Origin of the sequence: Acinetobacter thutiue (assembly GCF_030385805.1) — a bacterium.
GTDB classification, from domain to species: domain Bacteria; phylum Pseudomonadota; class Gammaproteobacteria; order Pseudomonadales; family Moraxellaceae; genus Acinetobacter; species Acinetobacter corruptisaponis.
The window spans coordinates 56,465-82,515 of record NZ_JAUDZE010000008.1 but is presented as its reverse complement, the minus strand read 5'-3'; the positions used below and the strand labels follow the sequence as shown (position 1 = coordinate 82,515).

Here is a 26,051-nt window from a genome sequence, read left to right as displayed (position 1 = left end):
TTTGGGTGTTGGTTGATTTGATACGTTTATTGGGGAAATATAATGGTGGATATACGTAGTTGCCCTATCCACCATTCGGATAAATCTGGAAACGCCGTGTTCCTGCCCTGGTTTGTGGAAACTGATTAAGATATTCAGGATGTTGTTTCAACAGTGCCTTGCTGTCCAGGCTGACTGAGTCCTGTGCCTTTTTCCATGTCACCGAACCTCCAATAAACACGGCCCGCTCCGCATCTTTCATCATCATCTGTAGTTGATGCTTCAGTTCATCAAAATACTGCTGGTGCTGTTCAACCCTGTGCCTCTCCTCCAGTAACTGGTTAAACAGGTGGTTGGCCTGTTCGTTCTGGGTCAGGTCCTCCACCAGTAACGGCACCTGTTCAGGATAAAGCTGTTGCAGGGCCTTGGCTGCCGAGTCAGAGGCATCGACACTGGGTGGAATGCCTGACTCCACGCATTGCCAGAAGTGGCGTTCGGCATTGATGATGTGCTGGATCACCGTTTCGCTTCTCGTCACCTTAAAGATTCGGGTTTCATGCCCACAGATCAGGGCACAGATATGCGCTGCCTGTTTGCCTGTCACCGCCAGTTGATGCTGTACCTGACAGAGTACATATAGAGGTACGCCATCCCGCCATAGTTTTGAGCCGTACTCTCCTATGGTTTTACACTCTAATATTTGCACTTCCTCATTGCCCACCACGGCATAATCTAAGTTTGCCAACATAAAGTATTTGTCTTCATCAGGGTGTTGTAGCACTGCATTGACTCGACGAACTTTGTGATTGGTGTGCATGCTGTAGTATTCAGCCACCAACGGTTCAAGCTGCTTGCCCCAGTACAACGGTGCATAGCCCGCACTTTCATCCTCAATGTTCTGCTGCATCCGACCTGTCTTGATCATCCACAGTTCCAGCATCGACATATAGGGATTGAGTCCACAGGCGGTGGCCGCATCACTGCTGCCAATACCCTGTTTTCTGACTTCCAGCCATTGCTGGTAATTCATCTGCTTGGTATTGGCTAATCGTTTGGGTGTGGGTGGTTTGGGTTTTCGGGGATGCTTGCTGGATGAATTCAGGTTTGGTGAATATGGCTGTAACGGTGGGTTGTTTAAACTGTTTTGAATCTGGGTATTGCTATTCATTTGGAAAATTCCTGTTTGGGTAAAAGCGTAAAGGCTGAATTTTGGGCATAAAAAAAGCCACGTCGGGGGAGACGTGGCGAAAGGGTTCTGCGGTTTAAGTTTTACCTGATGGTTAAAATAAGATAGTTTTCTTAAATAAAACTGACTAATGACAGTGTTTATTAAGACACCATTCTTAATGCCTGTTCCAGACCTCGTTGTTTAATGGCTGCACCTGCGCCAAACCATGCAGAATCGAGTCGGTGATCGGTACTCATAGCTCGACGTTCGTGGTCGGTGAATTCTGTAATAGCGCACAGTAATCCATAGGCTGTATCCTTGGCTGAACTGAGTTCTGCCCCTCGTCCATGTCCGTTAAACATGGTCATCACCTTGGACATGGCTCGTCCATTGGGTTCAGTTTTACTGTCTGATCGAGTTTGGTTAGGCATAGCAGCATTGCGGTAGTACTGGACAATGCTTTCATCCTGTTCGGCAATGCTTAGGCTGGTATTATTAAATACGGCATCAAAGTAGGCTGCCGCTTCCTGTTGGGTGACTTTACGCTGACTCAGTTGTTTCATTTCATACATGTGTTCATCCCATGCACGGACTGAAATTCCCAGTTGTCGTTTGACTCGTTCCGCATCAAATCGGGTACTGTGTGGAACTTTGACCACACCTGAATTACCTTGTTGACCACGTAGTGCGATTGCCAAAGTGTTGTTACACACCACTCGGATACTGGTGAACTGGGCTGTCGTTGCCAATGTACCATCACAGGCTGTTGCCAATAGAATATAGCCATTACTGACATCCTTACCCTTGAGTGCTGACGTTTGTCCTGTCCGTGCCAATGCCCAGAATTTCTTGCCGCCCTTGAGTACGCCTGCTGTTTCCAGTTCAAAGCCTGATTGTTCAGTCAGGTCACGGTAGAAATGCAGGATTTCCATCGGTTGGACTTCCTGAAAGCGTTGGCTGACCACCGACAATGGTGCGTGGGTGTCTGAGCGATAAAGTACTCGCTGTTCTTCAAAGGGCATAATAATGTTTTGCCCCCGATGGTTTTGTGCCATATAGCTGACATCGGAGGATTCGATGCGCCAGTCCATGCCTGCCTGCTCTGCCCAAACTTCCAACGGTTGATTCGGTGTGAGTTGATTACCGAGTCCATGCCATGGAGTTTGTCCAGTAAATGCCATTGTTTCAACTAAATGTGCCATAAGATATATCCTTTATTCTGATTTGAATGATGTCTTGTTCAGTGATTTATGCGTGCTGATGCTGGAGCGGGTTTGATCGGCCAGTACCAGAATCACCCCACCCAAAGCTGCACCTGCCACGCCACCGATCATCGGTGAGAAGCCCATCGACTTGGCAAGGTTCATGCCCAGCATTGCCAATGTTGTCGGTGCGCTGGCAAGGCTGAGTTGCAGGGGTTGGGGTTCCCGAAAGCGAGGGTTATACGGTTCTTCTTCTGTATCCAGATACGACATGGAATTTCTCCAAAGTTTAAGAAATGAATGTTTAAACGCTGTGGCAGAGACGCTAAGTTCAGTGCCTAGCGTTGCTTCATTTCGGTAATATGTATCTGAAATAACTTGGAATCGTATACCTGTTCATTTTTTACTGGGTTGTACAAGACATCGGGACAAATCGAATTGACCTGTGAAACCATTGTGATTATCATGGGCTTGCTGACCCTCATGGTCAGGCGGTTTTAGCAGACCGTTTTAGCTAAGCGCACAACGATACATGTTGTATGTGTTTCTTGTGCGTACCTTTCTCTGTACACCGTTAGGGTGGAACGGGAGAGGGACGCGCTCGCGCGTGCTGATTCTTAGCTATCAGTCTGCTAACCCGCTCTCGTTCTGCCACCATCATTTAGCAGTGATATGGCAGGACTTCTTTATTAGCTAAGGAGTCAGCCATGACTATTTTCTTTATTTCCAGGCATTCCCCACCCCCACCTCACTTTTATAACGATAGCGTCCTGCCTCATCACATCTGTGCCTTTCCACGCACGGACTAATCCCGTTTTGCCACAGCATTGTGGTTAATCAGGAGTTTCAGGCATGAAACTGATTGCTCAGTTGATTCTGGTCATTGGCTTTATTGTCATGGTCGGGCCGAGCTTTGTCCTGATGCTGCTCGCCATTATGTTCCTGATGGCTCTGGCAGGCTGGGACAACAAGTCTGACGATAAATAGCACCAGAACCAAATCTTTCTAAAAGTTATAACAATATCAAGGTGAAAGAAGATGTTTACAACCAATCGTACAATGATCATGGGTGGGGTTTTAATGGGTCTGCTGGCACTGGCAGGCTGTGAAAGCAAGTCCAAACGTGACTTTAACGCTGGCTGCCAGTCGGGCGGTCAAAGCCACTCCACCTGTTCCTGTGTCTATGACCAGTTGGAAAAGCAGTATTCACCCGCACTCATGGAGAAACTGGGTCAGGCCAACCTGTACAACATGGAGCTGCCAAGGGGCTTTGACCTCGCCATGATCCGTGCCGTACAGCATTGCCAGTCACGCTAGGGGGATGCCATGAAAGCCAAGCATTACCTGATCGGTGTCTACCTTGTGATCGCCCTGCTGTTCTCATTCTACCTGAAAGGTTGCAGTGACACGGCTGACCGCAGCTATTCCTACAATTTCGGCAAGGCGCTTGCCTGGCCGATCTCAATGTTTAAATAAAACCTGAAAAAGTCCTGCGCGTAATCAATAGCTTCGTTCGAGCAGGCAAACCCATAGGCAATCCAACAACAATAATCAGGACCTTTTTTATGAACAAGCATGTTAAACCGTTTTTACAGGGCAGTGTCATCATGGCCTGCCTGTTCAGTGCCACACATGTCCATGCCGACCTGAATCGGGTGATGGCCTTGATCAATGATCCCTCACAGGCACCCGAAATCAGGCGCTGCCAGGGTAAGGCGAACTGCAACGCCTTTGTGGCAATCAGCAAGGAATGGCAGGTCATCCCCAAAGGTGACCCGCTACGCTACTTTATATACAGCAACGACATGCAGGGACTTATCCATGAGGGACAGGGCAAGAACCTGAAAAACCAAAGACTTAGGGAGATTGACGAGCTGCCCTTTTACCTCTTCGACCAGAGTGCGGAGAACCCGAATGACTACTGGCTATACCTCAAGGGACTGGTTGTTCTGCAATACATTGAACGCACCCAGCCTGATTTTAAGTAAGCCACTGGATCATCCGCCATTTCAGGAAGAAAACCCCTTATGAACAGATTAATACTTACAGCCACCCTGCTGCTCACCCTAACCGCCTGTCACAAGTCCCCCGTTGAGGAGTCCCACACACCGCCAGCCGATGCCGCCGATACAGGTGTGGCTGACCCTGAACCACAGGACAACACAGGCAGTCAGGTGGACTGGCCCCTTGATGAGGCAAGGGAAAGCAAGGCGGAAGCCGCGGCAATCGCCCACGATGCCTATGACCCCGACAGTATCTATACGGGATCGGACAATGTCGCCATTCCACCACCCCAGCTCAAAAGGAGGCTGTTGCCAGGCGAGTCCCTTGACACGGAATACAGGCCTGTGGGCTTTACCCGAACATTTCAGGTCAGGGCAAGCACGATTTACGACATCACCCGCCTAAGGGTAATGTCCGAAAGCAACGATGTGGTTGACCGAATTGAAATCAATGGCGGGGCCTGCCAGATATCGGGTTTTGAACCCTACACGATACGCTTCCCAGTAAAGGTCATCTATGCAACCACGTTCAACCTGATTGTCAGGAACTGTAGGGCTGACCAGATCAGGGAGGTTGACCTCTATACCACCTATGGAAAACTACCCTATACGTTAATTGAGGAATAAAGCCATTTCACGCAGGTACAGCCTCCCGATTAAACATTCTGCCTCCCCTTTCCCTGTTAGACTTTCAGCGTAAAAAAGCCAGATACATGGATGGGCTTGGGGTAGAAATGTTTCTTAGGGGAACATCCCGTTCAGGATGAAACGTCTATCTACTTTGCAAAGCTAATTATATTCGTAAAAGGAGATCAGCACTTTCCATCGCACATCCACTTATCACTCATATTAATTAATAAACCTATAGGATGTGCAGTCTTGTTTTTAATTACACATTACAAGAGGAAAACTAACTGTTTCCGAGAGCAGAGTTCAGTTGAAAATATAACTCCGAAGCTTAGAACTGTACGAAAGCTTCAACTTCTGGAATTCGTTTTTTCAAAAATTCTCGTATCGTCTTTTTTAAACTATTCACATGCAAATTTAAGGTTTGAGGTTGCCTCTTTTTCGAAGAGTTAAGAGAGTTGCTGACTTCCTCTTTGAGCGTAATTTGAATACTTTGGATCTTGCGCTTCCCTCTACTGGGAGGTGAAACTGCTATATGAAATTTTTCTGATTGCAAAAGAATTTTTTCTAAGTTATTAACGAAAGACTCATAAACTGTACTAAATTTCAGGGATATGCCACAAGGAAATTCATCCACCTCTTTATCATCTTTCAGCATGTTATTTATCTTGTCATTTCCAGAATGATCAGTATCTTTTTTAAGGTCAATAACATTCAAATTATGGTCTTTAAAAATGAGTTTACAATGATATTCAATAAAAAAAAGAGCAAGTATGGCATTTAGAACAGCATCGTATCCGAGAGAGTGGATTTCTTTTCGATTGCCAATTCGTTGATTCGAAAATTTGTCTAAAACAGACAAAATTTCTTTCGCCACAGCGCTTAAGTTGTTAATTTCATCAATCTGGGCAGAATGATATTCATTATTATTCCCTTTTCTCATAAAGTCTAAGCGCCTTGACTGATAATTGATCAAGAAGTCTCGAAGTAAATAGGGTAAATTTTCAGGGGGCTCATCCAAGTCCATTTGAAGTACAAAGTGGGTTAAAGTAAGCTTTGAATTAACTTCAGTGCTGTAGTCAAGATAAGATGAAGAGTCAAAATAAAGGGGAGATGCATGAGAATATAGAGGAGCAAGAATTTCATAGCATTCGTTACTAGTTGGTAATTTAGCAAGACTTTTCTGATCCTTACTGCTATTAAACTTACCGTAAGACAAATGAATTGGTAAAAAATTTAAAAATAGATCTTCAATGCTAAGCAATGGAAATAGGTTCGGCAGGTATAAACCATTCTCATTTAGGTATGATAAAATCTCGTCTTTTCCATAATTTTCTCTATTGGAGTGAAGTATCTTGGAGGCTTCTTCCCAAAAAGAGATAGAAACTTGGGAAAATAACTCTCGAATTTCATCAAGAGTCATAATTTCATTCGAAATGAGAAAAAGATCTGGTAACAAAAGTCTGCCAGTTTGGATAAAGCCAATCGCATTATCCAGAAACCGTCTATCTTCCAGAATAATACCTATATTTTCTTCAAGCTTATCATCCATAACTTCATTGTTATATTTTAAATATGCCTCTATCAATTTAAAACTTAGCTGTTTATCGATATTTGATCGGCTATTAACCATGAGCATATAAAAAGTAGGAAATTTCAACCTAAATTTACAAGAGTAAATCGCTTGTTCGATATGGTTTTTAACTAATGGATCAGCAATGGAAAAAATTGCATGTGTGTAAGTTTTCTCAGTAGCCAATTTTAATCCTATATAAATCAAAAACTAAAACAAAAAAATCAGGGTGGATAGATATTCAATTCTCAAAGCAGCAAACTAACTTATACCAACTAGCCTACTCCTAGCTTTGAGGAACAATGCGATGTGCCAATTTGAAAACTTAATGCAACTGCTACAAGTGATACGCCACGATTTCGGTAACATCATTTCATTTCAGTTTAAGAATCAACCATCTATCTTCACGATCATACTTGCCTATACGATCACTGAAAACTGGCTGATGCTGGCTTTTCTTACCCGTGGTACTTATATGATTAATAATAAATATTAATCAACAGGTTACACTTAAACAGAATCATTAACCATAAATTGTATCCAAATAACAAATTTGGTATATGAGGGAGACTCTCTATGACTACATTAATTCAGCCAATTAATCGATTAATAGTTAAACCAATTACCACATGGAAAAGACCCAATATTGTGTCTTTAGATGAAGATCTTGACATATTTGAAGCAAACTACGGCAATGCATCAAATGTCTTGGATCAACACCATACATTGAGACTACAGGATAGCCTTTTTACTCATAATCAAGAAAAAGGTAGTCCACAAATTCTACCTGAAGATGCGTACCTCCTCAGACACTTTTATTGTTATTGGATCACAGAAAGAGTTAGCAACAGAGATGAGTGTTTTCTGTACTATGAGCGAAATTCGATAACCTCATCCCATAAACTGCTTGTAAGTGATTCAATTCTTGCTAGTTACTACAAACGGCTTTTCATGTTTGAGGATATTAGTGAGGGTGACTACAAAAGCGAACATTACAATTGCGTCATGGGTGCTGTAAGCAAATTCTGGTCTTACCGCTTTGATCTACTCAATCTATGGAATGCACCTAGGGCAAAGATCACAATCCAAGAGGAGAATGGATGTTTCCAACAAGTTGCTGTCGCTGATATTCTGAATCAAATAAATTTAGAAGTGTATAAGAATATTCATGGTCCTATCTTTAAAGAGGCTATTCGAGTACGAGTTAGGCGTGCCGCCAGCCACTTTAAAAGTGCAAAAAAATACCTCTCTGAGCTACGTAATGACTTCGGACGGCTGCTAGTTATTCGATTGGACTTATGCGTACCAACGGAACTAAAGAATATTAGTGTTTCCGAGTTGAAAGTTAATTTTGATCGTTTCACACAGAAATTGAGAAGAAGTAGATTACTGAAGCTAAATGGCTATATCTGGAAGCTTGAATATGGTTTTGCAAAATCGTTTCATTATCATCTGATTATATTTCTATGTGGTAGAAAACACAGCCATGACATCAAACTTGCCCAAATGATTGGTGAGATGTGGGATAAAACGATTGGAGGTAAAAATTGCTATTTTAATTGTCATTCTACCAAGCATTTAAAACATTACAAAGATATTGTAGTAGGTCGATTAGAGCGAAATGATCATTCAAAATTTGAGCGGTTACTGAATGTGGTCATTAGATATTTCTGTAAAAAAGATCAGTTCATTATACATAAAAGTATTTTGAACAAAAAAACTTTTGACACTGGTCGTACATACAGCACTCGTAAAAATCTTGGGCGTCCAGCAAAAATTTAATTTATAGGAAAGGAATACAAGATGAATCAAATTCTTCCCCCAATATCTAATAATTGGTCAAGTTTTTCTCAAATGACTCAAAACATTTGTATCCATCCAAATGATCAGCAACAGGTTGCGATTTTAGCCCAAACTCAAAAAGCTCTTGTAAGAATGGAACGAGATTCTTTTAAGATTTTTGCCGACAAAAAACGAACAAAATTTAGTCCAGAATGTATAGCATTTTTCAGGTTAATACCGTCTATTGCTCAATTACGTTTTTGCCTTGATCAAACAATTGAAATAAATAGTTACATTCGAGTAATTTTTGAAGAATTATCTCATCCTATGCATGAACAGTTTCTAACTGGCTTTCATACATATTTAGATACGGAATATTACCTTAATACTATAGATCGCATTAAATCTGCGGTTATACAAAACAAGTGCGCATTAAAGTCACTCAAGAAAGTAGCTTTAATCAAAGATCAGGTAAGCAAGCAGAAAAAGAACTTCAGCCAACTTTTGATTAAACACCAAGAATTGAACTGTTTTCTAATTGAGTTACCATTCGAGCAAAACTCTGCGGCACTATGGGGAGAGTCGTTAGACTCTTCAGAAAAAAATACTATCTTGTTTTTGAAAAAATATCTAAAAAATATTCATGCAGCCACTATCTTTGATCAAAAGCTATGTGACATACAGTGGCGCATAATAAAAAACTTTAACGGGAAATTAACTGGTCAAATTTTAATTTACCTAGTTAATATTAATGTGGACTGTCAACCAGCTTTCCAAGAGATTTGGACTAATACGACTAAAGAGGGACTAGCGAGTTATAGTCCTATCTCATTGTTCTATATCACTCCATTAACCTGTTATATGGGTAATGGTGTAGCTTTAAAAGAGTGGAAAGAAAAGCTGGATTTACTACAAATCCCATTAGAATTTTATAGCTATAAAGCCAATGGTATAAGTTTCGAATGGAAAAGTTACACAGGTAATTTATATGCATTAAAGTCAAAGGACTAGTAAATATGGGAGCAGCAATTCAACTATCTACTTCAGACTATTTATTCATGAAATACCGCTCAATGACAGTTCTGCTGGATGAAGTAGTACGAGAATACTATCCTCATCTCAGCAAGGTAAAAGTCCTTGAAAAAGCACGTAATCAGGAATTTCCTTTTTCTTGTTTTAAATTGGATAAAAGTCAAAAAGCACCATACTTTGTTCATGTCCAAGACCTAGCAAAGGTCTTGGATCAACAGTATACATTGGCTCATCAGGATCATGTTACCTTTCATCGATGAGGGGTAACACTTCTGCCAACGCTATAGTCTTTTTCCTTTTCTTCACAGAAACATACCTTTCCAAACTTCCCCATGAATCATGCAGGCTTACCTGCTGAATCTGGGGAATCGTAAACCCTTGTTCTGCAAGACGTGTACACCCCTCATGTCTTAGATCATGAAATCGTAAATCTTCAATACCTAGTAATTTACAAGCATTTCTAAATTCACCACCTATGGTTCTAGGGCTAAGCGGTATCAGTAAATCCTTATCATACCCTCTTTTAAGCATACGTTTCCTGACATCTTTACGCTGCAATAGCTCAATCATCTTTTGACACGGTTCAAGTACATTAAACTCTTTATGATTTCCTTTGGAGCCCTTGGGGTTCTTTAGGTCTCTGACTTTCCAAACTTCATTATCCACATCATGATCAGCCAACAGCATCTCCGTAATTTCTGCCTCACGTCGGCATGAAAATATAGCGAACCACATGATCAAGTGCATGGGATAACTATATACAGGGTTCTGCCATTTTCGATAAAAGTACTCGGTCAGTTTTTTTAACTCCGCCGTCGTTGGCAATCTGTCACGCTTGCCACTGGAGGAAATTTGCCTTGTTTTTCTTAATTGAGCTGTAGCCTTATCAAAACCAGCCAAATCCACATTCACATCCCACAGGACTGAGGCATGGGACAACACACCACGGATATGTAATAGCTCATGTTGCAAGGTGCTGGTTGCAATTGGCTTTAAATCTAGTTTGTCATAGCCATTCTTGCGTAAAGCCACATGATCTGAAATGTCTGCTGGTTTTATTTTTGTGATAATATGCTGCGCAATTGGAAATTTCTGAATTAGGCGAAGACAGTAGGTTTTAGTACGACCATATTCATTGCCAACTTCATCAAGATATTTCTCTATGGCATTGGCTAAAGTGATGTTGGTCACATCCGATCTGCCTAATAAAATCTCTGGATTTTCTTCGATTTCCTCTTCACGCATTGCTAACCATTTTTGGGCAAGTCGCATTGAACTAAACGTTTTACTCTCTTTGAAATTTGCAAGGCCTTTACGGCTTATTCTAATTTCAGCACGAAAGCGTATAGTTCCATCCGCCAATTTGCGTTGTGAAATTGTTCCCATAGTTTACGCCTTATCTCTTTCTCAAGACCATAATGGCGTAATTTGGTGTAAATTTCAAAAATAATGGTTCGAAATGAGGCGTAAAAAATCGAAATAGTCCAAAATATGCAACACTGTAAAGGTATGTTTTTTAATATGAATATTAACAAAACCATTGAAAGCACGAAAGAACCTCGCATCAGTGTTGCGCCCATGATGGATTGGACAACACGCGACTACCGATTTTTTGCCCGTCTATTTAATCCAAATGTGGTGCTGTATACCGAAATGGTGACCACAGGCGCGATCATTTATGGGGGTGCTAACCGCCATCTGGACTTCAACAAGGAAGAACATCCGATTGTGTTACAACTGGGTGGATCCAATCCGCAGGAACTGGCAACCTGTACCAAAATGGCTGAGGATTGGGGCTACAACGAAGTCAACTTAAATGTCGGCTGCCCAAGTGACCGTGTCCAGAACAATAAGATTGGTGCATGTTTAATGGCTGAACCAGACTTGGTGGCTGAATGTATTCATAGCATGCAAAAAGTAGTGTCGATTCCTGTTACCGTGAAACATAGGATCGGGATTGATGACATGCAGTCTTATGAAGAAATGCTGCATTTTGTTGACACTGTTGCGGCAACGGGCTGTACCCATTTTATTGTACATGCACGAATTGCCATTTTGCAGGGCCTGTCTCCAAAAGAGAATCGTGAAGTGCCGCCTCTGCGCTATGAAGATGTCTATCTTCTCAAGCAGGAACGCCCTCACCTCACCATTGAAATTAATGGCGGCATTAAAACCTTTGATGAAACACAACAACATTTACAGCATGTTGATGGGGTGATGATTGGCCGCGAAGCCTACCATAATCCTTACTTATTGGCTGAACTGGGTCAATTGTGGAATTTAGAAGCACCGAATCGTTTTGACATCATACAACAGATGATGCCGTATATTCACCAGCGAGTAGCTGAGGGAGCCCCCCTTTCAATTATCACACGTCATATTCTAGGTTTATTCCAGAACTTGCCAGGCGCACGTAAATGGCGTCAGGCACTCAGTGGTGGCAATGCAAAAACCATCACCGACATTGAAAATGCCATTCAGAATATTCAGGCAGCCATGCAACGTACTGAAGACTACATAAAAGAACATCAATCCTGATTGATGCTCCACAAAAACGTGACATAAGTCACATCAAGAAATATCATTTTACAAATATTAAGATCCAAATTTATGGAAATGTAACCTATTTAAAATTAAGAAAATCTTCAAAAAGTTTTCTTAAATAATTTATTATAAAAAGCCTCAATTGTTACATTATTACATTACATTTTAGTTTTTTTAAAATTTATCGCTTACTATGTGCCGCGTACGGATTCTGGCACACGTTCAGTTGTTTTGAAAATGCGGTAGAGATTTACAATGATTTATGATGTACCTTCAGTTGACCACAGCATGATATATCCACCAGCACAACAGCTGGTTATTCCTTATCGGGAGATGCCAAGGCCGCCATCAACGCCAACCATTGATGTAAGCAAGTTTTCTCAAAAGCTAACCACGCGGGCGTCCTATCGTAGCTCATCTCAATGTGCCAAATTCGTTAGAATCGCCCTGCAATCTGCGGGTGCCAATATTGTTCAGCATCCTATTGCCGCATCAGACTGGGGCCGTACCTTGCAGCAGATTGGCTATCAAAAAATCACGCCTGACTTTAACAATCCACAACCAGGTGACATTTACATTATCCATCGTACCAAGAAGCATCGTTATGGACATATTGCAGGTTTTACGGGTTCGCAATGGGTTTCTGACTTTAAGCAAACCAGCTATGACGTGTACAAAGACCCGAATGTGACCTACAGCTATTACCGCCTAGCATCACAATATCCACAGGCTTAATTTATCGGGCTGTTTAAGCCCTGATTTTATCCAGCTTCTTCAAGACTTCAGCCACCGCAACCATTGCAAAACTTGAAGTCACCACCACCGCCGATCCATAGCCACCACAGCGCAGTCCAGCAGTTGCACAGACATCAGCGCTTGAAAATGGATTGTCGATGGAGTAAACGCAGGTAATTCCAAACTTGTCTTTCGGCTTTTTACAAATGCCTTTGGAACGTAGTTGTGTGCGTAGTTTGGCAAGCATTGGGTCCTGTTCTGTTTTGGACAAGTCCGCCACCCGAATCTTGAGCGGGTCAAGCTTTCCACCTGCACCGCCTGAAACGATCAACGGAATTTTGTTAAAACGGCAGTGCAGCATCAAAGCCAACTTGGCTTTGACATCATCAATACAGTCTAAAACGATGCTTGGAACAGGATCCAGAATCTCCTTAACATTCTCAGGTGTGAGATAGTCATCAATCACATTGACTTTCATTCGTGGATTGATTTGACGGCAACGTTCCGCCATCACCTCAATTTTTTCCTGTCCCAGTGTTGAACTCATTGCAGGCAGTTGACGGTTGATGTTGGATGCGGCAACCACATCCATATCCACCAGCGTCAGCTCACCAATCCCTGTACGTGCCAGTGCCTCAACTGCCCAGCTTCCCACACCGCCAATACCAATCACCATGACATGGCTTTGCTCATAGTGTGCAAATGCATTTTCTCCATAAATTTTGGCTACACCAGCGAAACGGCGGTCATATTCATCATTTTGGAGATCGGTCATAGCAGTCGTGGTCTATCTTTTCAGTCAAAGCGGTATTTTAGCGTGTTTAGCTTCTTTTAGGTTAGCCCGATGAAACTTTCCTTGGTGATTGGCCTTGGCGACTTAAAACCAGCAACAGAATAAAAACCATGAAGCTCATGGATAAGGCTAGAAGGTTTGCATTGATCCAACCTAGACTACTTAAAATTGGGGCAGGTAAAAATGCCCCTAAAGTTGCAAACAAGGCAATTCCTGTCTCATTGATACCTTGTACACGATGTTTTTGCTGCTCATTTAAACCAGCCAATAAAGTGGATGCACCTGAATAAGCGAAATTCCAGCCCACACCAAGGACAATCAGCGCAACATTCATATAAATTCCAACCCGTCCAATCATTGGAATCAATGACGATAACATCAGCAAAGCAAAGCCCACATAAATCGTGGTGTGTGCCCCATCGTTGAATCAGTTTAGATACAAAGAATGACGGAATAAACATTGCCAATACATGCAACTGAATGGAGATCGAGGCATAGTGAAATGAATGATTTTCCTTTAAATGCAAAGAAGACATAATCATCATCACATTCATAATATAGTAGGCAAATGCACCGCTTATCACAGCGGCGATAGCCTAGAACACCCGCCAGAAAGAGGCAGATGCAGCCAAATTGAAACACCAGATGACGTCCCAACTTTTTCATTAAAAAAGAAAAGATAAAGGTGGTCAGTAGCATCGCTAAAAACTGCAAGCCATAAGGAACTGTGGCTAAGGCTTGCGTAGGTGCAAGCTTTAAGCCGACAATCGCCGCCACGGCACCGATAAGACCGCCGCAATTAAGTTCAGTGCCTGTGCAGCCAAGAGATAATAAACATAGCGTGGTAATTGATTCAAAGCCTTTATCCAGTTTTATCGGGCCTGGCTACCTTAACGCTGAATGCTTGAAATTCAAACAAAAAAGATGAAAGACCAGCTTTCATCTTTGCTTGAGGAGGTGTCCTAACACCTTATGCAGCAATCAGATTGCGCAGTACATAATGCAAAATGCCGCCTGCCTTAAAGTATTCCACCTCATTTAAGGTATCAATTCGGCACAACACCTTAAACTGCTCCTGACTGCCATCCTCACGTACCAGCTCAACATTAAGGATTTGATGCGGCTGGATATTATCTGACAATCCATAAATGGATAACACTTCGCGACCTGTCAGGTTCAGGGACTGGCGTGTTTGCTCATCGACAAACTGCAAAGGCAATACGCCCATTCCCACCAGATTGGAACGGTGAATCCGCTCAAAACTTTCCGCAATCACGGCCTTGACACCCAGTAGGTTAGTTCCCTTTGCGGCCCAATCCCGTGATGAACCCGTACCATACTCCTTACCTGCAATAATCAACAAAGGAGTTTTTTGCTGCTGATAACGCATGGCAGCATCATAAATTGCCAGTTTCTCACCTGTCGGGATGTAAATGGTGTTGCCACCCTCCTCTCCATCCAGCATTTCATTTTTAATGCGAATATTGGCAAAAGTGCCACGCATCATCACCTCATGGTTACCACGCCGAGAACCATAAGAGTTGAAATCTTTGGGTTCGACTCCTTGATCCTGCAAATAGCGCCCTGCTGGACTGTCCTGTTTAATGTTGCCTGCTGGAGAAATATGGTCTGTGGTGACCGAATCTCCAAGCACGGCCAAAATACGCGCCTGCTCAATATTAGTAATGGCTTTAGGTGGATGGTTGATCTCCTCAAAAAATGGTGGATGGCGAATATAGGTCGAGTTGTTTTGCCATGCATAGGTTTGGCTTTGTGGAATCTGGATAGCCTGCCATGTCGCATCACCATCAAACACAGCCGCATATTCCTTATGGAACATCTCAGTATTGACTTTCTGCAACACCTGATCAATTTCCGTTTGGCTTGGCCATATATCTTTTAGATAGACTTCCTGCCCCTCCTTGCCCACACCAATTGGCTGGGTGGTTAAATCGGTACGGATATTACCCGCCAGACCATACGCAACCACCAACGGCGGCGAGGCAAGCCAATTGGTTTTGACTAGCGGATGGACACGGCCTTCAAAATTTCGGTTTCCCGAAAGCACAGAGGCAACATTTAAATCATGGCACTGAATGGCGGCTTCAATTGCTTCTGGCAATGGCCCAGAGTTACCAATACAGGTAGTACATCCATAACCCACAAGGTTATAACCGAGTTGATCCAGATAAGGAGTTAATCCTGCGGCGGCAAGATAGTCTGTCACCACTTTGGAACCAGGTGCGAGGGAACTTTTCACCCACGGCTTACGCTGCAAGCCTTTTTCAATGGCTTTCTTGGCAAGCAGGCCCGCAGCCAGCATCACACTCGGGTTAGATGTATTGGTACATGAAGTAATTGCTGAAATCACCACATCACCATGATTGAGAGGATAACTTTGTCCATCCAGCGTACAGGATGGATTTTCATGGGGCAGGTTTGCAGCTTTGGCTTCCACGGCAGTGCCACCGCCACCCTCATTTTCCAAACGTTCCTTTGCTTCTTTGGCTGGTTTCAGAGTCAGTTCCATCAAGGCATTAAAGGTTTTGGGTACATCTGAAAGCAGGACCCGATCCTGTGGACGTTTTGGTCCAGCCAGACTGGCCTCAACCGTTCCCATATCCAGACTCAGCACATCAGTAAAAACTGGTTCATCACCCGCATTGCGCCATAAACCCTGTGCTTTACTATAAGCCTCCACCAGATCAATACGGTCCTGTTCGCGGCCTGTCAGGGCCAAATAGCCCAAAGTCACGTCATCAATCGGGAAGAAACCACAGGTTGCGCCATATTCAGGTGCCATATTGGCAATGGTGGCACGGTCAGCCAGTGGCAGATCAGCCAAGCCATCTCCATAAAATTCAACAAATTTACCCACAACGCCCTTTTGGCGCAGCATCTGGGTAATGGTCAGCACCAGATCGGTCGCGGTGATTCCCTCACTTAACTTCCCCGTCAGCTTAAAGCCAATCACTTCAGGAATCAGCATGGATACAGGCTGTCCCAGCATGGCCGCTTCCGCCTCAATACCACCAACACCCCAACCCAACACACCCAATCCATTGATCATGGTGGTATGTGAATCTGTTCCCACCAATGTATCTGGAAAAGCAAAGGTTTGTCCCTCATCTTCCCCAAGCCAGACCGCTTGGGCCAGATATTCCAGATTGACCTGATGGCAAATTCCTGTCCCAGGCGGCACTACACTAAAGTTATTAAAGGCAGACTGGCCCCAGCGCAGAAACTGGTAACGCTCACCATTACGCTGCATTTCAATTTCAACATTTTCGGCAAAGGCATTCTGGTTGGCAAAATGGTCCACCATGACGGAATGGTCGATCACCAAATCCACAGGAGACAGTGGATTGATACGGTTTGGGTCACCACCTGCCTGAGCCATCGCAGCACGCATGGCCGCAAGGTCAACCACTGCGGGCACCCCTGTAAAGTCCTGCATCAACACTCGGGCTGGGCGGTATTGAATTTCCTGATCCGAACTTCTGGTTTTTTGCCAGTCCACCAAGGCCTGAATATGCTCAACTTTTACACTTTTTTGATCTTCAAAGCGCAGTAAATTTTCCAGTAAAACTTTTAATGATTTTGGGAGCTGATCAATATTACCCAGACGCTGTGCTGCCTGAGCCAAGCTAAAAATTTGATATTGCCTTGAACCGACACTGAGTGTTTGTAATGAATTAAAGCTATTGATTTTGCTATATCTAGCCATCGGGTTACCCTCCCAGTTTGGCGATTTCATTTGTTTGTTATGAAGTGCTTTATTCACTCTAAGCCAGTTTAGGAAATGATGTGTTCCCTTTTAGTTATCTTATTTTTAATGGGATGATTGTTATTATCCTAAACGCAAGGCTGCCAATGAGTTTTGCCATAATTGCTCGGCAAGCTGGTCTTGTGGTTGCCCAAGGGTTTGCGCCAAACTATCTAAAACATAAGGCAGATTCACAGGTGTATTTCTGGTACGGTGTTCGGTTGAGGTCTGGCAACAGAGCGGTGTCATATCAGGGCAATCAGTTTCAATCACCAGATGTTCAGCCCCAATCGCCTGTACCACCTGATGCAATTTTTTGGCATTTGGATTGGTGATTTGCCCCGTCACACCGATTTTAAAACCGAGTTTGACCAGTGCCTTGGCTTCTTCCACACCACCACTAAAGGCATGGGCAATACCACCGAGCTTGAATTTCTGCGCCTTTAAAATGGCAAGGGTTTCGGCATGGGCCTTACGAATATGCAGCAGTACAGGTTTTTGATAATGCGTTGCCAGTTCAAGTTGGGCATTAAAATAATGCTGCTGTTTGGCAAAAAGCTCAGGCTGTTTATGTTGCTTTAAAAAGGTGTCCAGACCAATCTCACCAATGGCGACACAATCATGTTGCTTTAACACCTGCTCCAGTCGTTGTAGATGTGCCTGCTGATGTTGCTCAATATAGAAAGGATGCAACCCTGGTGCGAGATAGGATTGAGGAACATTTTCCCAATGTTGCAACTGTTGGTGGGTCTGAATGAGTTCACCAAAGCGGGATTCAACAAAACCGATGAGAACCAAAGCCTCCACCCCAACCTGTTTCGCCTGTACAGCCAAATGTTGCCGATCATGGTCGAAATCGGCAACATCAAAATGGGTATGGGTATCAAACAGTTGCATCATTTTATTAAAAGTCCCACTTTACCAAAGGGGGATTTAAGGGGATTTATTTGCCACAGGCGTAGATGCTGCTGGTGCTTCCACCTTTGGCAAATATTCAGGTTTTAACACACCTTGTAATTTGTCAAATGGAATCACCAGACGTGGCAGACCGACCACATAAGGACCAATTTCATATTCAGCATATTGCAGAATTAAACCCTGCTCACCCAACAGGAAGTTGTCAGTGACCTTAAACGGCCAGGCCTGCTCATATTCCTCAGGGTTATTGGCAAGTTTGCTGTCTACAATCCAGACCTTGAATGCATCATGCGCCAGCTTGTCCAAAGTTGCCTTTTGTTTTGGCAATAGCAGGTCGTTCAATTGCACCTGTTTTTGATTGGTCAGGTCAAAGTTGTAGTAGCGTTGCGAGGTTGAACCATGTGCGCCACCCAAATAACTGCTGCTATTCAGGACAACCGTTGCCAGCATCCCCTTAGGCTGTAAAATCTTCGGTTTAATCATCAAACTGATTTGATGGCTGCTGCTCAATGCCTTCAGTTCTTCATCAATCTTGATAAATGAATTGGCATACAACTGTGCCTGTGCATCCAGATTCTGCTTTTGTTCAGTGGTCTGTACAGTAGAGGCAGCGGTATCTTTATCAACAATTTCAAGCATCTTGCCAAGTTGACTCAGTATTTCCTGATCAAGCAACTGGTCAATAAACGGGAAGTTACTCTGCAACCGTTCAACGCTAAAATCTGGACAGGTATTGCCCTTACATTCAGGCAAACTCACCTGCACCTTGACCGTTTCACCACGTAAAGTCGGCTCAGTCTGTGTCTGTACAACAGGCTGCTCTTGTGGCTTGTCCTCTGGCTGCTTAGGTTCTGATTTTGGCTGGCATGCGGCAAGCAGAATTGCACACGCCAGAACGCTAGATTTATAAAATGTTTTCATCGGAAACCTGCAAGCATTGTGATGACACAAGATTTTTAAATGCTAGCGGACTTCACCGCAAACCGCTAGTGATACATGCAATTCCTATACGCTTGTTATAAAAATTAGAACATTTGTTGATAAATATCAGGCTGTAGCATCTGTTTACTTTGTTCAGTGGTTAAATAAATATCCAGTTGTGGTGCATCCTTACTGATTTCATTGGCACGGTAATGCAGGCCAATACCCTCGCCATCAAAGAACCAGTCGGCCTGTCCCCAATAGAGTTTTTTCGGCACCTGTTTTTTAACTTCTGTAGATTGTTTCTCAATCCATTGTTGATAATGTGCCTGAATAATGTCATTCAGTGCATTTTGCTGATTCTTCTGAATCACATCCAACACGCTAAGGCTTTTTTGTAGTTTGCGGTCTGCAACAAAGAAATAAAAACGATCCTTGACCGCAATATCTTCCTGCTGAGCATTTACCCCCACTTGCAGTAACACATACTGATTCCGCTGCGATGCAATACGGGTATTCAAATGCAGCTCGTAAGCCTTGTTTTTTGAATATTTATCCTGCCATTCATCTGACTTTTTAACATAGGCATTGATGGCCTGTTGCAGGGTCAGGTTTTTATTCTGTTCAATCTGTTGCTGGATCACGTTGGCCTGATTTTTTGCAATCCACGTATTCAGCCATTGATCCTGGGTTTTAATGGTTTGAATATCGACATCAATACAGTTTTTCTTTTCACAAAATGGCAAGGCATAATCTGCCTTGGCCTCCTGCATGTTGAGATAAGGTAAAACCTCAGCTTTTTCAACTGGCGCAGTATGCTGTTCAGTTTCCTGTGCTGAATCAGTTTCATTTTTCTTTGGATGATCACATGCCGTTAAAGCCATCATTCCAATCATTAAACTGACAGCAAAAAGTGGTTTTAAAGTGTTCATCTCATCATCCCTTATTTTTAGTTTGTTCAATTAAAAACAGCCTCTAATTTAGAAGCTGTTTTTATATATTTTAGTGTTCCCGTGTGTTACGGAACTGAATATCTGGCCAGCGTTCCTGCATCAACTGCAAGTTGACACGGCTTGGCGCCAAATAAGTAAGGTGTCCACCACCATCAACCGAGAGTTGATCGTGGGCTTTCTTCTTAAATTCATTCAGAATCTTTTCATCATCACAATGAATCCAGCGCACGGTATGAACACTTACAGGCTCATAAATACAGTCCACCTTATATTCTTCTTTTAGACGGTACGCGACCACATCAAACTGTAACACACCCACTGCACCAACAATCAGGTCATTGTTGATTTGTGGCATAAACACCTGTGTTGCGCCCTCTTCCGACAGCTCTTTCAAGCCTTTCTGCAATTGCTTGGACTTTAACGGATCACGTAAACGCACACGGCGGAACATTTCAGGCGCAAAGTGTGGAATTCCCGTAAAATGCAGGTTTTCACCACTGGTAAAGGTATCGCCAATCTGGATGGTGCCGTGGTTATGTAGACCAATAATGTCCCCAGGCCAAGCCTCTTCTAGATGTTCACGCTCACCCGCTAGGAATGTCAGGGCATCACTGATACGCACGTCCTTACCGATACGCACATGATTCATTTTCAAGCCTTTTTCATATTTACCTGAGCAAATCCGCATAAAGGCAATACGGTCACGGTGTTTCGGGTCCATGTTGGCCTGAATTTTAAACACGAAGCCTGTGAAGCCCTCTTCATTGGCATCGACAGTACGTTCCTGAGTTGGATGCGCTTTAGGCTCTGGTGCCCAGTTGATAAAGGCATCCAACACATGGTCAACCGCAAAGTTACCCAATGCCGTACCAAACAGCACAGGGGTTTGCTTGCCTTGCAGAAACAACTCACGGTCTAATGGCTCATTTGCCATTTGTACCAATTCAAGTGATTCTTCAAACGATGCCCATGCTAGCTCACCCACTTTGTCACGGATATCCGCATGGTCATAACCATCACGCACTTCAATATCAGTAATGGTTGAACCAAAACCCGCCTTGTAGACATACAGCTTATTTTCAAGCAGGTTGTACACACCCGCAAAGTCACGCCCCATGCCCAATGGCCAGGTGATTGGCACACAACGAATTTTGAGGACATTCTCAATTTCATCAAGCAATTCCAATGGCTCGCGAATTTCACGGTCCATTTTGTTGACGAATGAAATGATCGGTGTGTCACGCATACGACACACTTCCATCAGTTTGATGGTACGTTCCTCGACCCCTTTTGCACCATCAATCACCATTAAGGCAGAATCCACGGCGGTTAAGGTACGGTAGGTATCTTCTGAGAAGTCTTCGTGTCCTGGAGTATCGAGAAGGTTGATGGTGTGCTTTTTATAGGGAAACTGCATCACCGAGGTAGTAATCGAAATACCACGCTCTTTTTCCATTTCCATCCAGTCGGATGTTGCGGAACGGTCAGACTTACGGCTTTTCACCATGCCTGCAACCTGAATAGCCTTACCCCATAACAGTAGTTTCTCAGTCATGGTGGTCTTACCCGCATCGGGGTGGGAAATGATCGCAAAGGTGCGTCGCTGGGCAACCTGTGCCGCTAGTTCATCTTTAAAACTCATGAGAAAAATCTTCAATATGTACACAGTTATGTACACAATTCCAAATGTGTACTTAACCGAAAAAAGTGGGAATTCAAAATTGGCGCAATTGTAGCAGATTTAGAGAGTATGTTTTATGCATTGTTGATATGTCTTAAGTTATCCACATGATCATCTCAGGTAAATGCTGAATAAACGTTATATACCGATATAATCAGTGATGGAGAATAAATTTCTCTTTTATTTCAGTGTTTTTAGAACAGATGAGCAAAAGGCAATAAGATGAAAATAATAAATCCCGAAGACATTCCATTGGCATTTCAAGCTGCGTGGAATCACCATGACATGACGGCCCTTGCAGATTTATTTTGTGAAGATGCAACCTTTGTGAATCGCTTTGGACACTATGTTCAAGGAGTTCAGGAAATTGTGGCACTTCACGTTCCCATCCATGAAAAAATCTATAGTGACTCCACACTCGCAAATGAGCTGATTGATCTCTTTTACATTACCGATGATGTAGTAATCAGTCATTTTTGGAGTCGGCTGACAGCAGGTGTTGCCCATCCAGTTGGCCCACATCAAATAGATACGCTGATTCTTGTGGTGCCCACAAGGCAAAATCATTTATGGCGAATCCGTGCGCTGGAAAGTGTAACACTGACCAATCCCCGTACAGGGCAAACCATCTTACGGGATACCTGAACCATCTTTTGCACGGATTTATTTTTATTGAGAGTTTTTGATTTTCAAAGAAATTTCTTATGGTACTTTCAAAGAATCTAAAACCAATAATTCTCTTTTTTCAATCAAGAACTCCATCAATACACGAAGCTTGGCAGGCATATGTGCCCTTGAGGGCGAAGAAACCTGAACGTGGACGAACCCAAGGTAACAAAATACGCACCAGTCGACCATCTTGCAAATAAGGCTGCACGCACAAGTTCAAATGCTGCACTAAACCAATACCTGACAAAGCGGCACGCAACATACTGTCATCATCATTGAAAATGGCATTTCCTTTAGGTTCATACACAATTGTTCGGGCCTCTGCATCAGGTGTAATGAATGACCAGCGATCAATTACACCACTCGAAGAAAAACGATAGGACAAACAGTTATGATCTTTTAATTGCTGTGGTGTTTCTGGAACCCCATAACATTCAAAATACTCAGGAGCACCCACAATCGCCATCTCTAATTGTGGAGTGATGGGTGGTGAAAAAGTTTGTCGATGCCCATCCTGAGTTCAATAAAATGAAAGTGGCTTTATACAGTCAGTGTCTGGGTGGTATTTCACAATATGCAGCCATCAGCAAACATCCTGAACTTTTTGAAAATGTGCTGTGTATGTGCAGCCCACTCGTACCTAACATGACGGTTATTTTAGAGAGATTCGCAGCATTACAAGGTGTTGATCAATACCTTGAATTAGTCGACCTTGAATTGCTGAAACTAGGTGGTTTTCCAGCAGCAGATATGTCAGGGGCATTGTGGGCACCCCATGTCAAACTTCCAGTGTTGATGTGGCAAGTGCGTAAAGACATATTGACCACTGCTGAAGATTCTCAAAGAACATTTGATCTGTTGGCCAGTACCGATAAAGAGTTGTACTGGATTGAAGATACAACCAAACGCTTTGAGGATGGCTACAACTGGTTTGGCCGCCATCCTGAAAAAGTATTGTCTTATCTCGCCAAATATATGAGCTAATCTTTTTGGATACTACAGCAGTCATTGCCAATCCGCAGACTGCTGTAACCCACACTCAGGTGGCAACGCTATAAAAAATACCAGTCTCTACCTTTTAATCTAGACAGCAACAACCTTGGCACGTGCGGTATGCAGCTTTTTATAACTGTCAATCAGGCGCAAGTGTCGATCCAGTCCCTCCAGTTTCATACTGGTTGGGGTGAGACCATAGAAACGGACACTGCCATCTACCGATCCAAGTACACTATCCATTCGCTCATCACCAAACATACGGCGGAAGTTAATTAGATAATCATCGAGTTCCAGCTCATCATCCAGAATCACCTCCAGTACCACATTCATGCACTGATAGAACAGGCCACGTTCAACCGTGTTGGTGTTGTATTGCAGGAACTGCTCAACCAATTCTTTTGCCTCTTCAAATTGCTCTAAAGCAAGATAAATCAAAAGCTTTAACTCAAGAATGGTCAGTTGCCCCCACACGGTATTGTCATCAAATTCGATACCAATCAATGTGGCGATTTCGGTGTAGTCATCCAGCTCACATTCCTCCAGACGTTCAACCAAGGCCTCAAGGCTGTCATTATCCAGACGATGCAGGTTTAAGATATCTTCACGGAATGACAGCGCCTTGTTGGTGTTGTCCCAAATCAGGTCTTCCACCAGATAAATCTCGGAATAGTCAGGCACCAAGATACGGCAAGCCGTTGCACCTAAGTGCTGATACACTGCCATGTAGACTTCTTTGCCCATCTGCTCAAGAATGGCAAACAGTTCTTCCGCTTCTTCCACATTGCTGTTTTGACCTTGGTTGGTAAAGTCCCAATCCACAAACTCAAAATCAGCTTTGGAACTAAAAAAGCGCCATGACACCAAACCGCTGGAATCAATAAAGTGTTCCACAAAGTTGTTTGGCTCAGTCACCGCATTACTTTGGAACGTTGGCTGCGGTAAATCATTGAGACCCTCAAAACTACGCCCCTGCAACAACTCGGTCAGGCTACGTTCCAACGCAATTTCAAAACTTGGGTGTGCACCAAATGAGGCAAAGACTCCGCCTGTACGTGGGTTCATTAAGGTGACGCACATAACAGGGAACTGACCGCCGAGGGAAGCATCTTTGACCAATACAGGGAATCCTTGCTCTTCCAGACCTTTGATACCAGCCAGAATACTTGGATATTTTTCCAATACAGCCTGTGGAACATCTGGCAGGCTCATTTCACCCTCCAGAATCTCACGTTTCACAGCACGTTCAAAGATTTCCGATAAACATTGTACCTGTGCCTCAGCCAAGGTATTGCCTGCGCTCATACCGTTACTAAGATATAAATTTTCAATCAGGTTGGATGGAAAATACACCATTTCACCATCCGACTGCCGTACGAATGGCAACGAACAGATACCCCGCTCAGTATTACCTGAGTTGGTGTCATATAAATGTGTGCCCAGCAATTCATCGTCAGGGTTGTAAATCTCTAGGCAGTATTCATCCAGAATTTCTACTGGCAATTCACCATTCGGACCAGGCTGGAACCATTTTTCATCAGGATAATGTACAAATTCAGCATTGGCGATATCTTCTCCCCAAAACTGGTCGTTATAGAAGAAGTTACAGTTTAAACGCTCAATAAATTCGCCCAGTGCCGATGCCAAGGCACTTTCCTTGGTTGAGCCCTTGCCATTGGTAAAACACATCGGCGATTGCGCATCACGAATATGCAGTGACCAGACATTCGGGACAATATTACGCCATGACGCAATTTCAATCTTCATGCCCAAGCCAGCCAAAATGCTAGACATATTGGCAATAGTCTGTTCTAAAGGTAAATCTTTGCCCTGAATATAAGTGCTGCTTTCCGAAGTCAGGCTTGGCATCAGCAATGCCTGTGCATCAGCATCAATACTTTCAACTTCTTCAACAATAAATTCAGGGCCTGTCTGAATCACTTTCTTCACGGTACAACGGTCAATCGAGCGTAGAATCCCCTGACGGTCCTTTTCAGAAATGTCAGCAGGCAACTCGACCTGAATCTTAAAAATCTGTTTGTAGCGGTTTTCAGGATCAACAATATTGTTTTGTGACAGGCGAATATTGTCGGTTGGAATATCCCGCGCCGCACAGTACACCTTAACAAAGTAAGCTGCACATAACGCCGATGAAGCCAGAAAATAGTCGAATGGCCCTGGCGCTGAGCCATCGCCTTTATAGCGGATCGGTTGATCCGCGATCACTGTAAAATCATCGAACTTGGCTTCCTGACGAAGATTGTCGAGATAATTAACCTTGATTTCCATGCTGGTACCTAATGCCTCTTATGTACCAGCATCGGCACATAAGCGTGTAAATATGAATAGAATAGAATCTGAAACTGGCTTAAACAAAACAATGAATGAGCATTCAGGATAAGCTGAATTCGACGTAAATATTTGTCTAACTTATTAAAAACTAAATATCTTGATGGAATCTTGCCGAGTTTTTATCCAATTCCAGGATAAGCCGTCGGCTCGACTTACTTTTGTTTCGGCAAAAGTAAGCAAAACCATTGTCATCCGCAAAACTCGTCAACTACTATCAGCGAACTTAATAAATCGCAGAAACAATACTTTATTAACGGAGTCCTGTCTCAAACAATTGCGGATGACATTTCCGAGTATCATATTTCTTACCGAACTCAAGTTAGATAATATATGGTGCATATTATAGAGCCATTTACCCAA

26 protein-coding genes and 1 pseudogene are annotated in these 26,051 nt (G+C 43.2%); 13 read left to right on the top strand and 14 right to left on the bottom strand.

From position 1 onward, the window contains the following. Positions 1–64: 64 nt before the first annotated feature. The 3 genes from QTA56_RS14445 to QTA56_RS14435 all read right to left on the bottom strand — a co-directional run bounded on the left by QTA56_RS14445 (position 65) and on the right by QTA56_RS14435 (position 2,622). The gene (locus tag QTA56_RS14445; RefSeq protein WP_267981706.1) at positions 65–1,147 is read right to left on the bottom strand and encodes a YqaJ viral recombinase family nuclease; all 1,083 of its coding nucleotides are present in this window, start codon (positions 1,145–1,147) and stop codon (positions 65–67) included. 161 nt (positions 1,148–1,308) lie between these two features. Beyond that, positions 1,309–2,349, bottom strand: coding sequence for a DUF932 domain-containing protein (locus tag QTA56_RS14440; RefSeq protein ID WP_267981705.1), 1,041 nt, complete (start codon positions 2,347–2,349; stop codon positions 1,309–1,311). 12 nt (positions 2,350–2,361) lie between these two features. Beyond that, the gene (locus tag QTA56_RS14435) at positions 2,362–2,622 is read right to left on the bottom strand and encodes a hypothetical protein (RefSeq protein ID WP_267981704.1); all 261 of its coding nucleotides are present in this window, start codon (positions 2,620–2,622) and stop codon (positions 2,362–2,364) included. Positions 2,623–3,201: 579 nt separating this feature from the next. Between QTA56_RS14435 and QTA56_RS14430 the strand changes: the two genes are divergently transcribed. The 5 genes from QTA56_RS14430 to QTA56_RS14410 all read left to right on the top strand — a co-directional run bounded on the left by QTA56_RS14430 (position 3,202) and on the right by QTA56_RS14410 (position 4,979). Further along, positions 3,202–3,336 (top strand): hypothetical protein, encoded by a 135-nt coding sequence (locus QTA56_RS14430; RefSeq protein ID WP_267981703.1) that lies wholly within the window; start codon positions 3,202–3,204, stop codon positions 3,334–3,336. 51 nt (positions 3,337–3,387) lie between these two features. Continuing rightward, positions 3,388–3,666, top strand: a complete 279-nt coding sequence (locus QTA56_RS14425; RefSeq protein ID WP_267981702.1) for a hypothetical protein — start codon at positions 3,388–3,390, stop codon at positions 3,664–3,666. Between the two features lie 9 nt (positions 3,667–3,675). Next, positions 3,676–3,825: a hypothetical protein gene (locus QTA56_RS14420; RefSeq protein WP_267981701.1), complete on the top strand. Its 150-nt coding sequence runs from the start codon at positions 3,676–3,678 to the stop codon at positions 3,823–3,825. Positions 3,826–3,914: 89 nt separating this feature from the next. Further along, positions 3,915–4,337, top strand: coding sequence for a hypothetical protein (locus QTA56_RS14415; protein WP_267981700.1), 423 nt, complete (start codon positions 3,915–3,917; stop codon positions 4,335–4,337). 39 nt (positions 4,338–4,376) lie between these two features. Next, a complete protein-coding gene (locus QTA56_RS14410; protein WP_267981699.1) occupies positions 4,377–4,979 on the top strand; it encodes a hypothetical protein in 603 nt (200 codons plus the stop codon). A gap of 331 nt (positions 4,980–5,310) precedes the next feature. Here the strand turns inward: QTA56_RS14410 and QTA56_RS14405 are convergent, their stop codons facing one another. Further along, positions 5,311–6,738 carry a hypothetical protein gene (locus QTA56_RS14405; protein ID WP_267981698.1) on the bottom strand — a complete coding sequence of 476 codons (1,428 nt, stop codon included), beginning with the start codon at positions 6,736–6,738 and terminating at the stop codon, positions 5,311–5,313. Between the two features lie 121 nt (positions 6,739–6,859). On the opposite strand from QTA56_RS14405, the gene QTA56_RS14400 reads away from it, so the two are divergent. The 4 genes from QTA56_RS14400 to QTA56_RS14385 all read left to right on the top strand — a co-directional run bounded on the left by QTA56_RS14400 (position 6,860) and on the right by QTA56_RS14385 (position 9,626). Next, entirely contained in the window at positions 6,860–7,048 is a 189-nt protein-coding gene (locus QTA56_RS14400; protein ID WP_267981697.1) for a hypothetical protein, read from the top strand. Positions 7,049–7,128: 80 nt separating this feature from the next. Further along, complete coding sequence (locus QTA56_RS14395) at positions 7,129–8,334, top strand: YagK/YfjJ domain-containing protein (protein ID WP_267981696.1); 1,206 nt, start codon at positions 7,129–7,131, stop codon at positions 8,332–8,334. 21 nt (positions 8,335–8,355) lie between these two features. Further along, positions 8,356–9,345 (top strand): hypothetical protein, encoded by a 990-nt coding sequence (locus tag QTA56_RS14390; RefSeq protein WP_267981695.1) that lies wholly within the window; start codon positions 8,356–8,358, stop codon positions 9,343–9,345. A gap of 5 nt (positions 9,346–9,350) precedes the next feature. Beyond that, positions 9,351–9,626 carry a pyocin activator PrtN family protein gene (locus tag QTA56_RS14385; RefSeq protein ID WP_267981694.1) on the top strand — a complete coding sequence of 92 codons (276 nt, stop codon included), beginning with the start codon at positions 9,351–9,353 and terminating at the stop codon, positions 9,624–9,626. Here the strand turns inward: QTA56_RS14385 and QTA56_RS14380 are convergent. Further along, positions 9,610–10,752, bottom strand: coding sequence for a site-specific integrase (locus tag QTA56_RS14380; protein WP_267981693.1), 1,143 nt, complete (start codon positions 10,750–10,752; stop codon positions 9,610–9,612). The genes QTA56_RS14385 and QTA56_RS14380 overlap by 17 nt on opposite strands. Before the next feature lie 135 nt (positions 10,753–10,887). Between QTA56_RS14380 and dusA the strand changes: the two genes are divergently transcribed. Then, the gene (dusA, locus tag QTA56_RS14375) at positions 10,888–11,904 is read left to right on the top strand and encodes a tRNA dihydrouridine(20/20a) synthase DusA (protein WP_267981692.1); all 1,017 of its coding nucleotides are present in this window, start codon (positions 10,888–10,890) and stop codon (positions 11,902–11,904) included. Positions 11,905–12,165: 261 nt separating this feature from the next. Further along, positions 12,166–12,645 (top strand): CHAP domain-containing protein, encoded by a 480-nt coding sequence (locus QTA56_RS14370; RefSeq protein WP_267981691.1) that lies wholly within the window; start codon positions 12,166–12,168, stop codon positions 12,643–12,645. A gap of 13 nt (positions 12,646–12,658) precedes the next feature. Here QTA56_RS14370 and QTA56_RS14365 read toward each other — a convergent pair whose 3' ends face one another. The 7 genes and pseudogenes from QTA56_RS14365 to QTA56_RS14335 all read right to left on the bottom strand — a co-directional run bounded on the left by QTA56_RS14365 (position 12,659) and on the right by QTA56_RS14335 (position 21,638). Continuing rightward, positions 12,659–13,420, bottom strand: a complete 762-nt coding sequence (locus QTA56_RS14365) for a tRNA threonylcarbamoyladenosine dehydratase (protein WP_267981690.1) — start codon at positions 13,418–13,420, stop codon at positions 12,659–12,661. A gap of 61 nt (positions 13,421–13,481) precedes the next feature. Continuing rightward, positions 13,482–14,295, bottom strand: a pseudogene (locus tag QTA56_RS14360) (MFS transporter). Between the two features lie 113 nt (positions 14,296–14,408). After that, a complete protein-coding gene (acnA, locus tag QTA56_RS14355; protein ID WP_267981689.1) occupies positions 14,409–17,165 on the bottom strand; it encodes an aconitate hydratase AcnA in 2,757 nt (918 codons plus the stop codon). Between the two features lie 123 nt (positions 17,166–17,288). Further along, positions 17,289–18,101, bottom strand: a complete 813-nt coding sequence (locus tag QTA56_RS14350; protein WP_267981764.1) for a TatD family hydrolase — start codon at positions 18,099–18,101, stop codon at positions 17,289–17,291. Positions 18,102–18,137: 36 nt separating this feature from the next. Next, positions 18,138–19,043 (bottom strand): RsiV family protein, encoded by a 906-nt coding sequence (locus QTA56_RS14345; protein WP_267981688.1) that lies wholly within the window; start codon positions 19,041–19,043, stop codon positions 18,138–18,140. 104 nt (positions 19,044–19,147) lie between these two features. Then, the gene (locus QTA56_RS14340; RefSeq protein WP_267981687.1) at positions 19,148–19,975 is read right to left on the bottom strand and encodes a hypothetical protein; all 828 of its coding nucleotides are present in this window, start codon (positions 19,973–19,975) and stop codon (positions 19,148–19,150) included. Positions 19,976–20,045: 70 nt separating this feature from the next. Beyond that, positions 20,046–21,638, bottom strand: coding sequence for a peptide chain release factor 3 (locus tag QTA56_RS14335; RefSeq protein ID WP_267981686.1), 1,593 nt, complete (start codon positions 21,636–21,638; stop codon positions 20,046–20,048). A 261-nt stretch (positions 21,639–21,899) separates the two neighbouring features. On the opposite strand from QTA56_RS14335, the gene QTA56_RS14330 reads away from it, so the two are divergent. Next, positions 21,900–22,322: an SgcJ/EcaC family oxidoreductase gene (locus tag QTA56_RS14330; protein WP_267981685.1), complete on the top strand. Its 423-nt coding sequence runs from the start codon at positions 21,900–21,902 to the stop codon at positions 22,320–22,322. A 100-nt stretch (positions 22,323–22,422) separates the two neighbouring features. Here the strand turns inward: QTA56_RS14330 and QTA56_RS14325 are convergent, their stop codons facing one another. Beyond that, complete coding sequence (locus tag QTA56_RS14325) at positions 22,423–22,812, bottom strand: LysR substrate-binding domain-containing protein (protein WP_267981684.1); 390 nt, start codon at positions 22,810–22,812, stop codon at positions 22,423–22,425. A 23-nt stretch (positions 22,813–22,835) separates the two neighbouring features. On the opposite strand from QTA56_RS14325, the gene QTA56_RS14320 reads away from it, so the two are divergent. Next, the gene (locus tag QTA56_RS14320) at positions 22,836–23,330 is read left to right on the top strand and encodes an alpha/beta hydrolase family protein (RefSeq protein WP_267981683.1); all 495 of its coding nucleotides are present in this window, start codon (positions 22,836–22,838) and stop codon (positions 23,328–23,330) included. 99 nt (positions 23,331–23,429) lie between these two features. On the opposite strand, the gene QTA56_RS14315 is transcribed toward QTA56_RS14320, so the two are convergent. After that, the gene (locus tag QTA56_RS14315; protein ID WP_267981682.1) at positions 23,430–25,628 is read right to left on the bottom strand and encodes an OsmC domain/YcaO domain-containing protein; all 2,199 of its coding nucleotides are present in this window, start codon (positions 25,626–25,628) and stop codon (positions 23,430–23,432) included. Between the last annotated feature and the right edge of the window lie 423 nt (positions 25,629–26,051).

Excerpts from the sequence above, each read along its gene's own strand:
- QTA56_RS14445 (WP_267981706.1), bottom strand. The coding sequence starts at position 1,147 with ATGAATAGCAATACCCAGATTCAAAACAGTTTAAACAACCCACCGTTA.
- QTA56_RS14440 (WP_267981705.1), bottom strand. The coding sequence starts at position 2,349 with ATGGCACATTTAGTTGAAACAATGGCATTTACTGGACAAACTCCATGG.
- QTA56_RS14435 (WP_267981704.1), bottom strand. The coding sequence starts at position 2,622 with ATGTCGTATCTGGATACAGAAGAAGAACCGTATAACCCTCGCTTTCGG.
- QTA56_RS14430 (WP_267981703.1), top strand. The coding sequence starts at position 3,202 with ATGAAACTGATTGCTCAGTTGATTCTGGTCATTGGCTTTATTGTCATG.
- QTA56_RS14425 (WP_267981702.1), top strand. The coding sequence starts at position 3,388 with ATGTTTACAACCAATCGTACAATGATCATGGGTGGGGTTTTAATGGGT.
- QTA56_RS14420 (WP_267981701.1), top strand. The coding sequence starts at position 3,676 with ATGAAAGCCAAGCATTACCTGATCGGTGTCTACCTTGTGATCGCCCTG.
- QTA56_RS14415 (WP_267981700.1), top strand. The coding sequence starts at position 3,915 with ATGAACAAGCATGTTAAACCGTTTTTACAGGGCAGTGTCATCATGGCC.
- QTA56_RS14410 (WP_267981699.1), top strand. The coding sequence starts at position 4,377 with ATGAACAGATTAATACTTACAGCCACCCTGCTGCTCACCCTAACCGCC.
- QTA56_RS14400 (WP_267981697.1), top strand. The coding sequence starts at position 6,860 with ATGTGCCAATTTGAAAACTTAATGCAACTGCTACAAGTGATACGCCAC.
- QTA56_RS14395 (WP_267981696.1), top strand. The coding sequence starts at position 7,129 with ATGACTACATTAATTCAGCCAATTAATCGATTAATAGTTAAACCAATT.
- QTA56_RS14390 (WP_267981695.1), top strand. The coding sequence starts at position 8,356 with ATGAATCAAATTCTTCCCCCAATATCTAATAATTGGTCAAGTTTTTCT.
- QTA56_RS14385 (WP_267981694.1), top strand. The coding sequence starts at position 9,351 with ATGGGAGCAGCAATTCAACTATCTACTTCAGACTATTTATTCATGAAA.
- QTA56_RS14380 (WP_267981693.1), bottom strand. The coding sequence starts at position 10,752 with ATGGGAACAATTTCACAACGCAAATTGGCGGATGGAACTATACGCTTT.
- dusA (WP_267981692.1), top strand. The coding sequence starts at position 10,888 with ATGAATATTAACAAAACCATTGAAAGCACGAAAGAACCTCGCATCAGT.
- QTA56_RS14370 (WP_267981691.1), top strand. The coding sequence starts at position 12,166 with ATGATTTATGATGTACCTTCAGTTGACCACAGCATGATATATCCACCA.
- QTA56_RS14365 (WP_267981690.1), bottom strand. The coding sequence starts at position 13,420 with ATGACCGATCTCCAAAATGATGAATATGACCGCCGTTTCGCTGGTGTA.
- acnA (WP_267981689.1), bottom strand. The coding sequence starts at position 17,165 with ATGGCTAGATATAGCAAAATCAATAGCTTTAATTCATTACAAACACTC.
- QTA56_RS14350 (WP_267981764.1), bottom strand. The coding sequence starts at position 18,101 with ATGCAACTGTTTGATACCCATACCCATTTTGATGTTGCCGATTTCGAC.
- QTA56_RS14345 (WP_267981688.1), bottom strand. The coding sequence starts at position 19,043 with ATGAAAACATTTTATAAATCTAGCGTTCTGGCGTGTGCAATTCTGCTT.
- QTA56_RS14340 (WP_267981687.1), bottom strand. The coding sequence starts at position 19,975 with ATGAACACTTTAAAACCACTTTTTGCTGTCAGTTTAATGATTGGAATG.
- QTA56_RS14335 (WP_267981686.1), bottom strand. The coding sequence starts at position 21,638 with ATGAGTTTTAAAGATGAACTAGCGGCACAGGTTGCCCAGCGACGCACC.
- QTA56_RS14330 (WP_267981685.1), top strand. The coding sequence starts at position 21,900 with ATGAAAATAATAAATCCCGAAGACATTCCATTGGCATTTCAAGCTGCG.
- QTA56_RS14325 (WP_267981684.1), bottom strand. The coding sequence starts at position 22,812 with ATGGCGATTGTGGGTGCTCCTGAGTATTTTGAATGTTATGGGGTTCCA.
- QTA56_RS14315 (WP_267981682.1), bottom strand. The coding sequence starts at position 25,628 with ATGGAAATCAAGGTTAATTATCTCGACAATCTTCGTCAGGAAGCCAAG.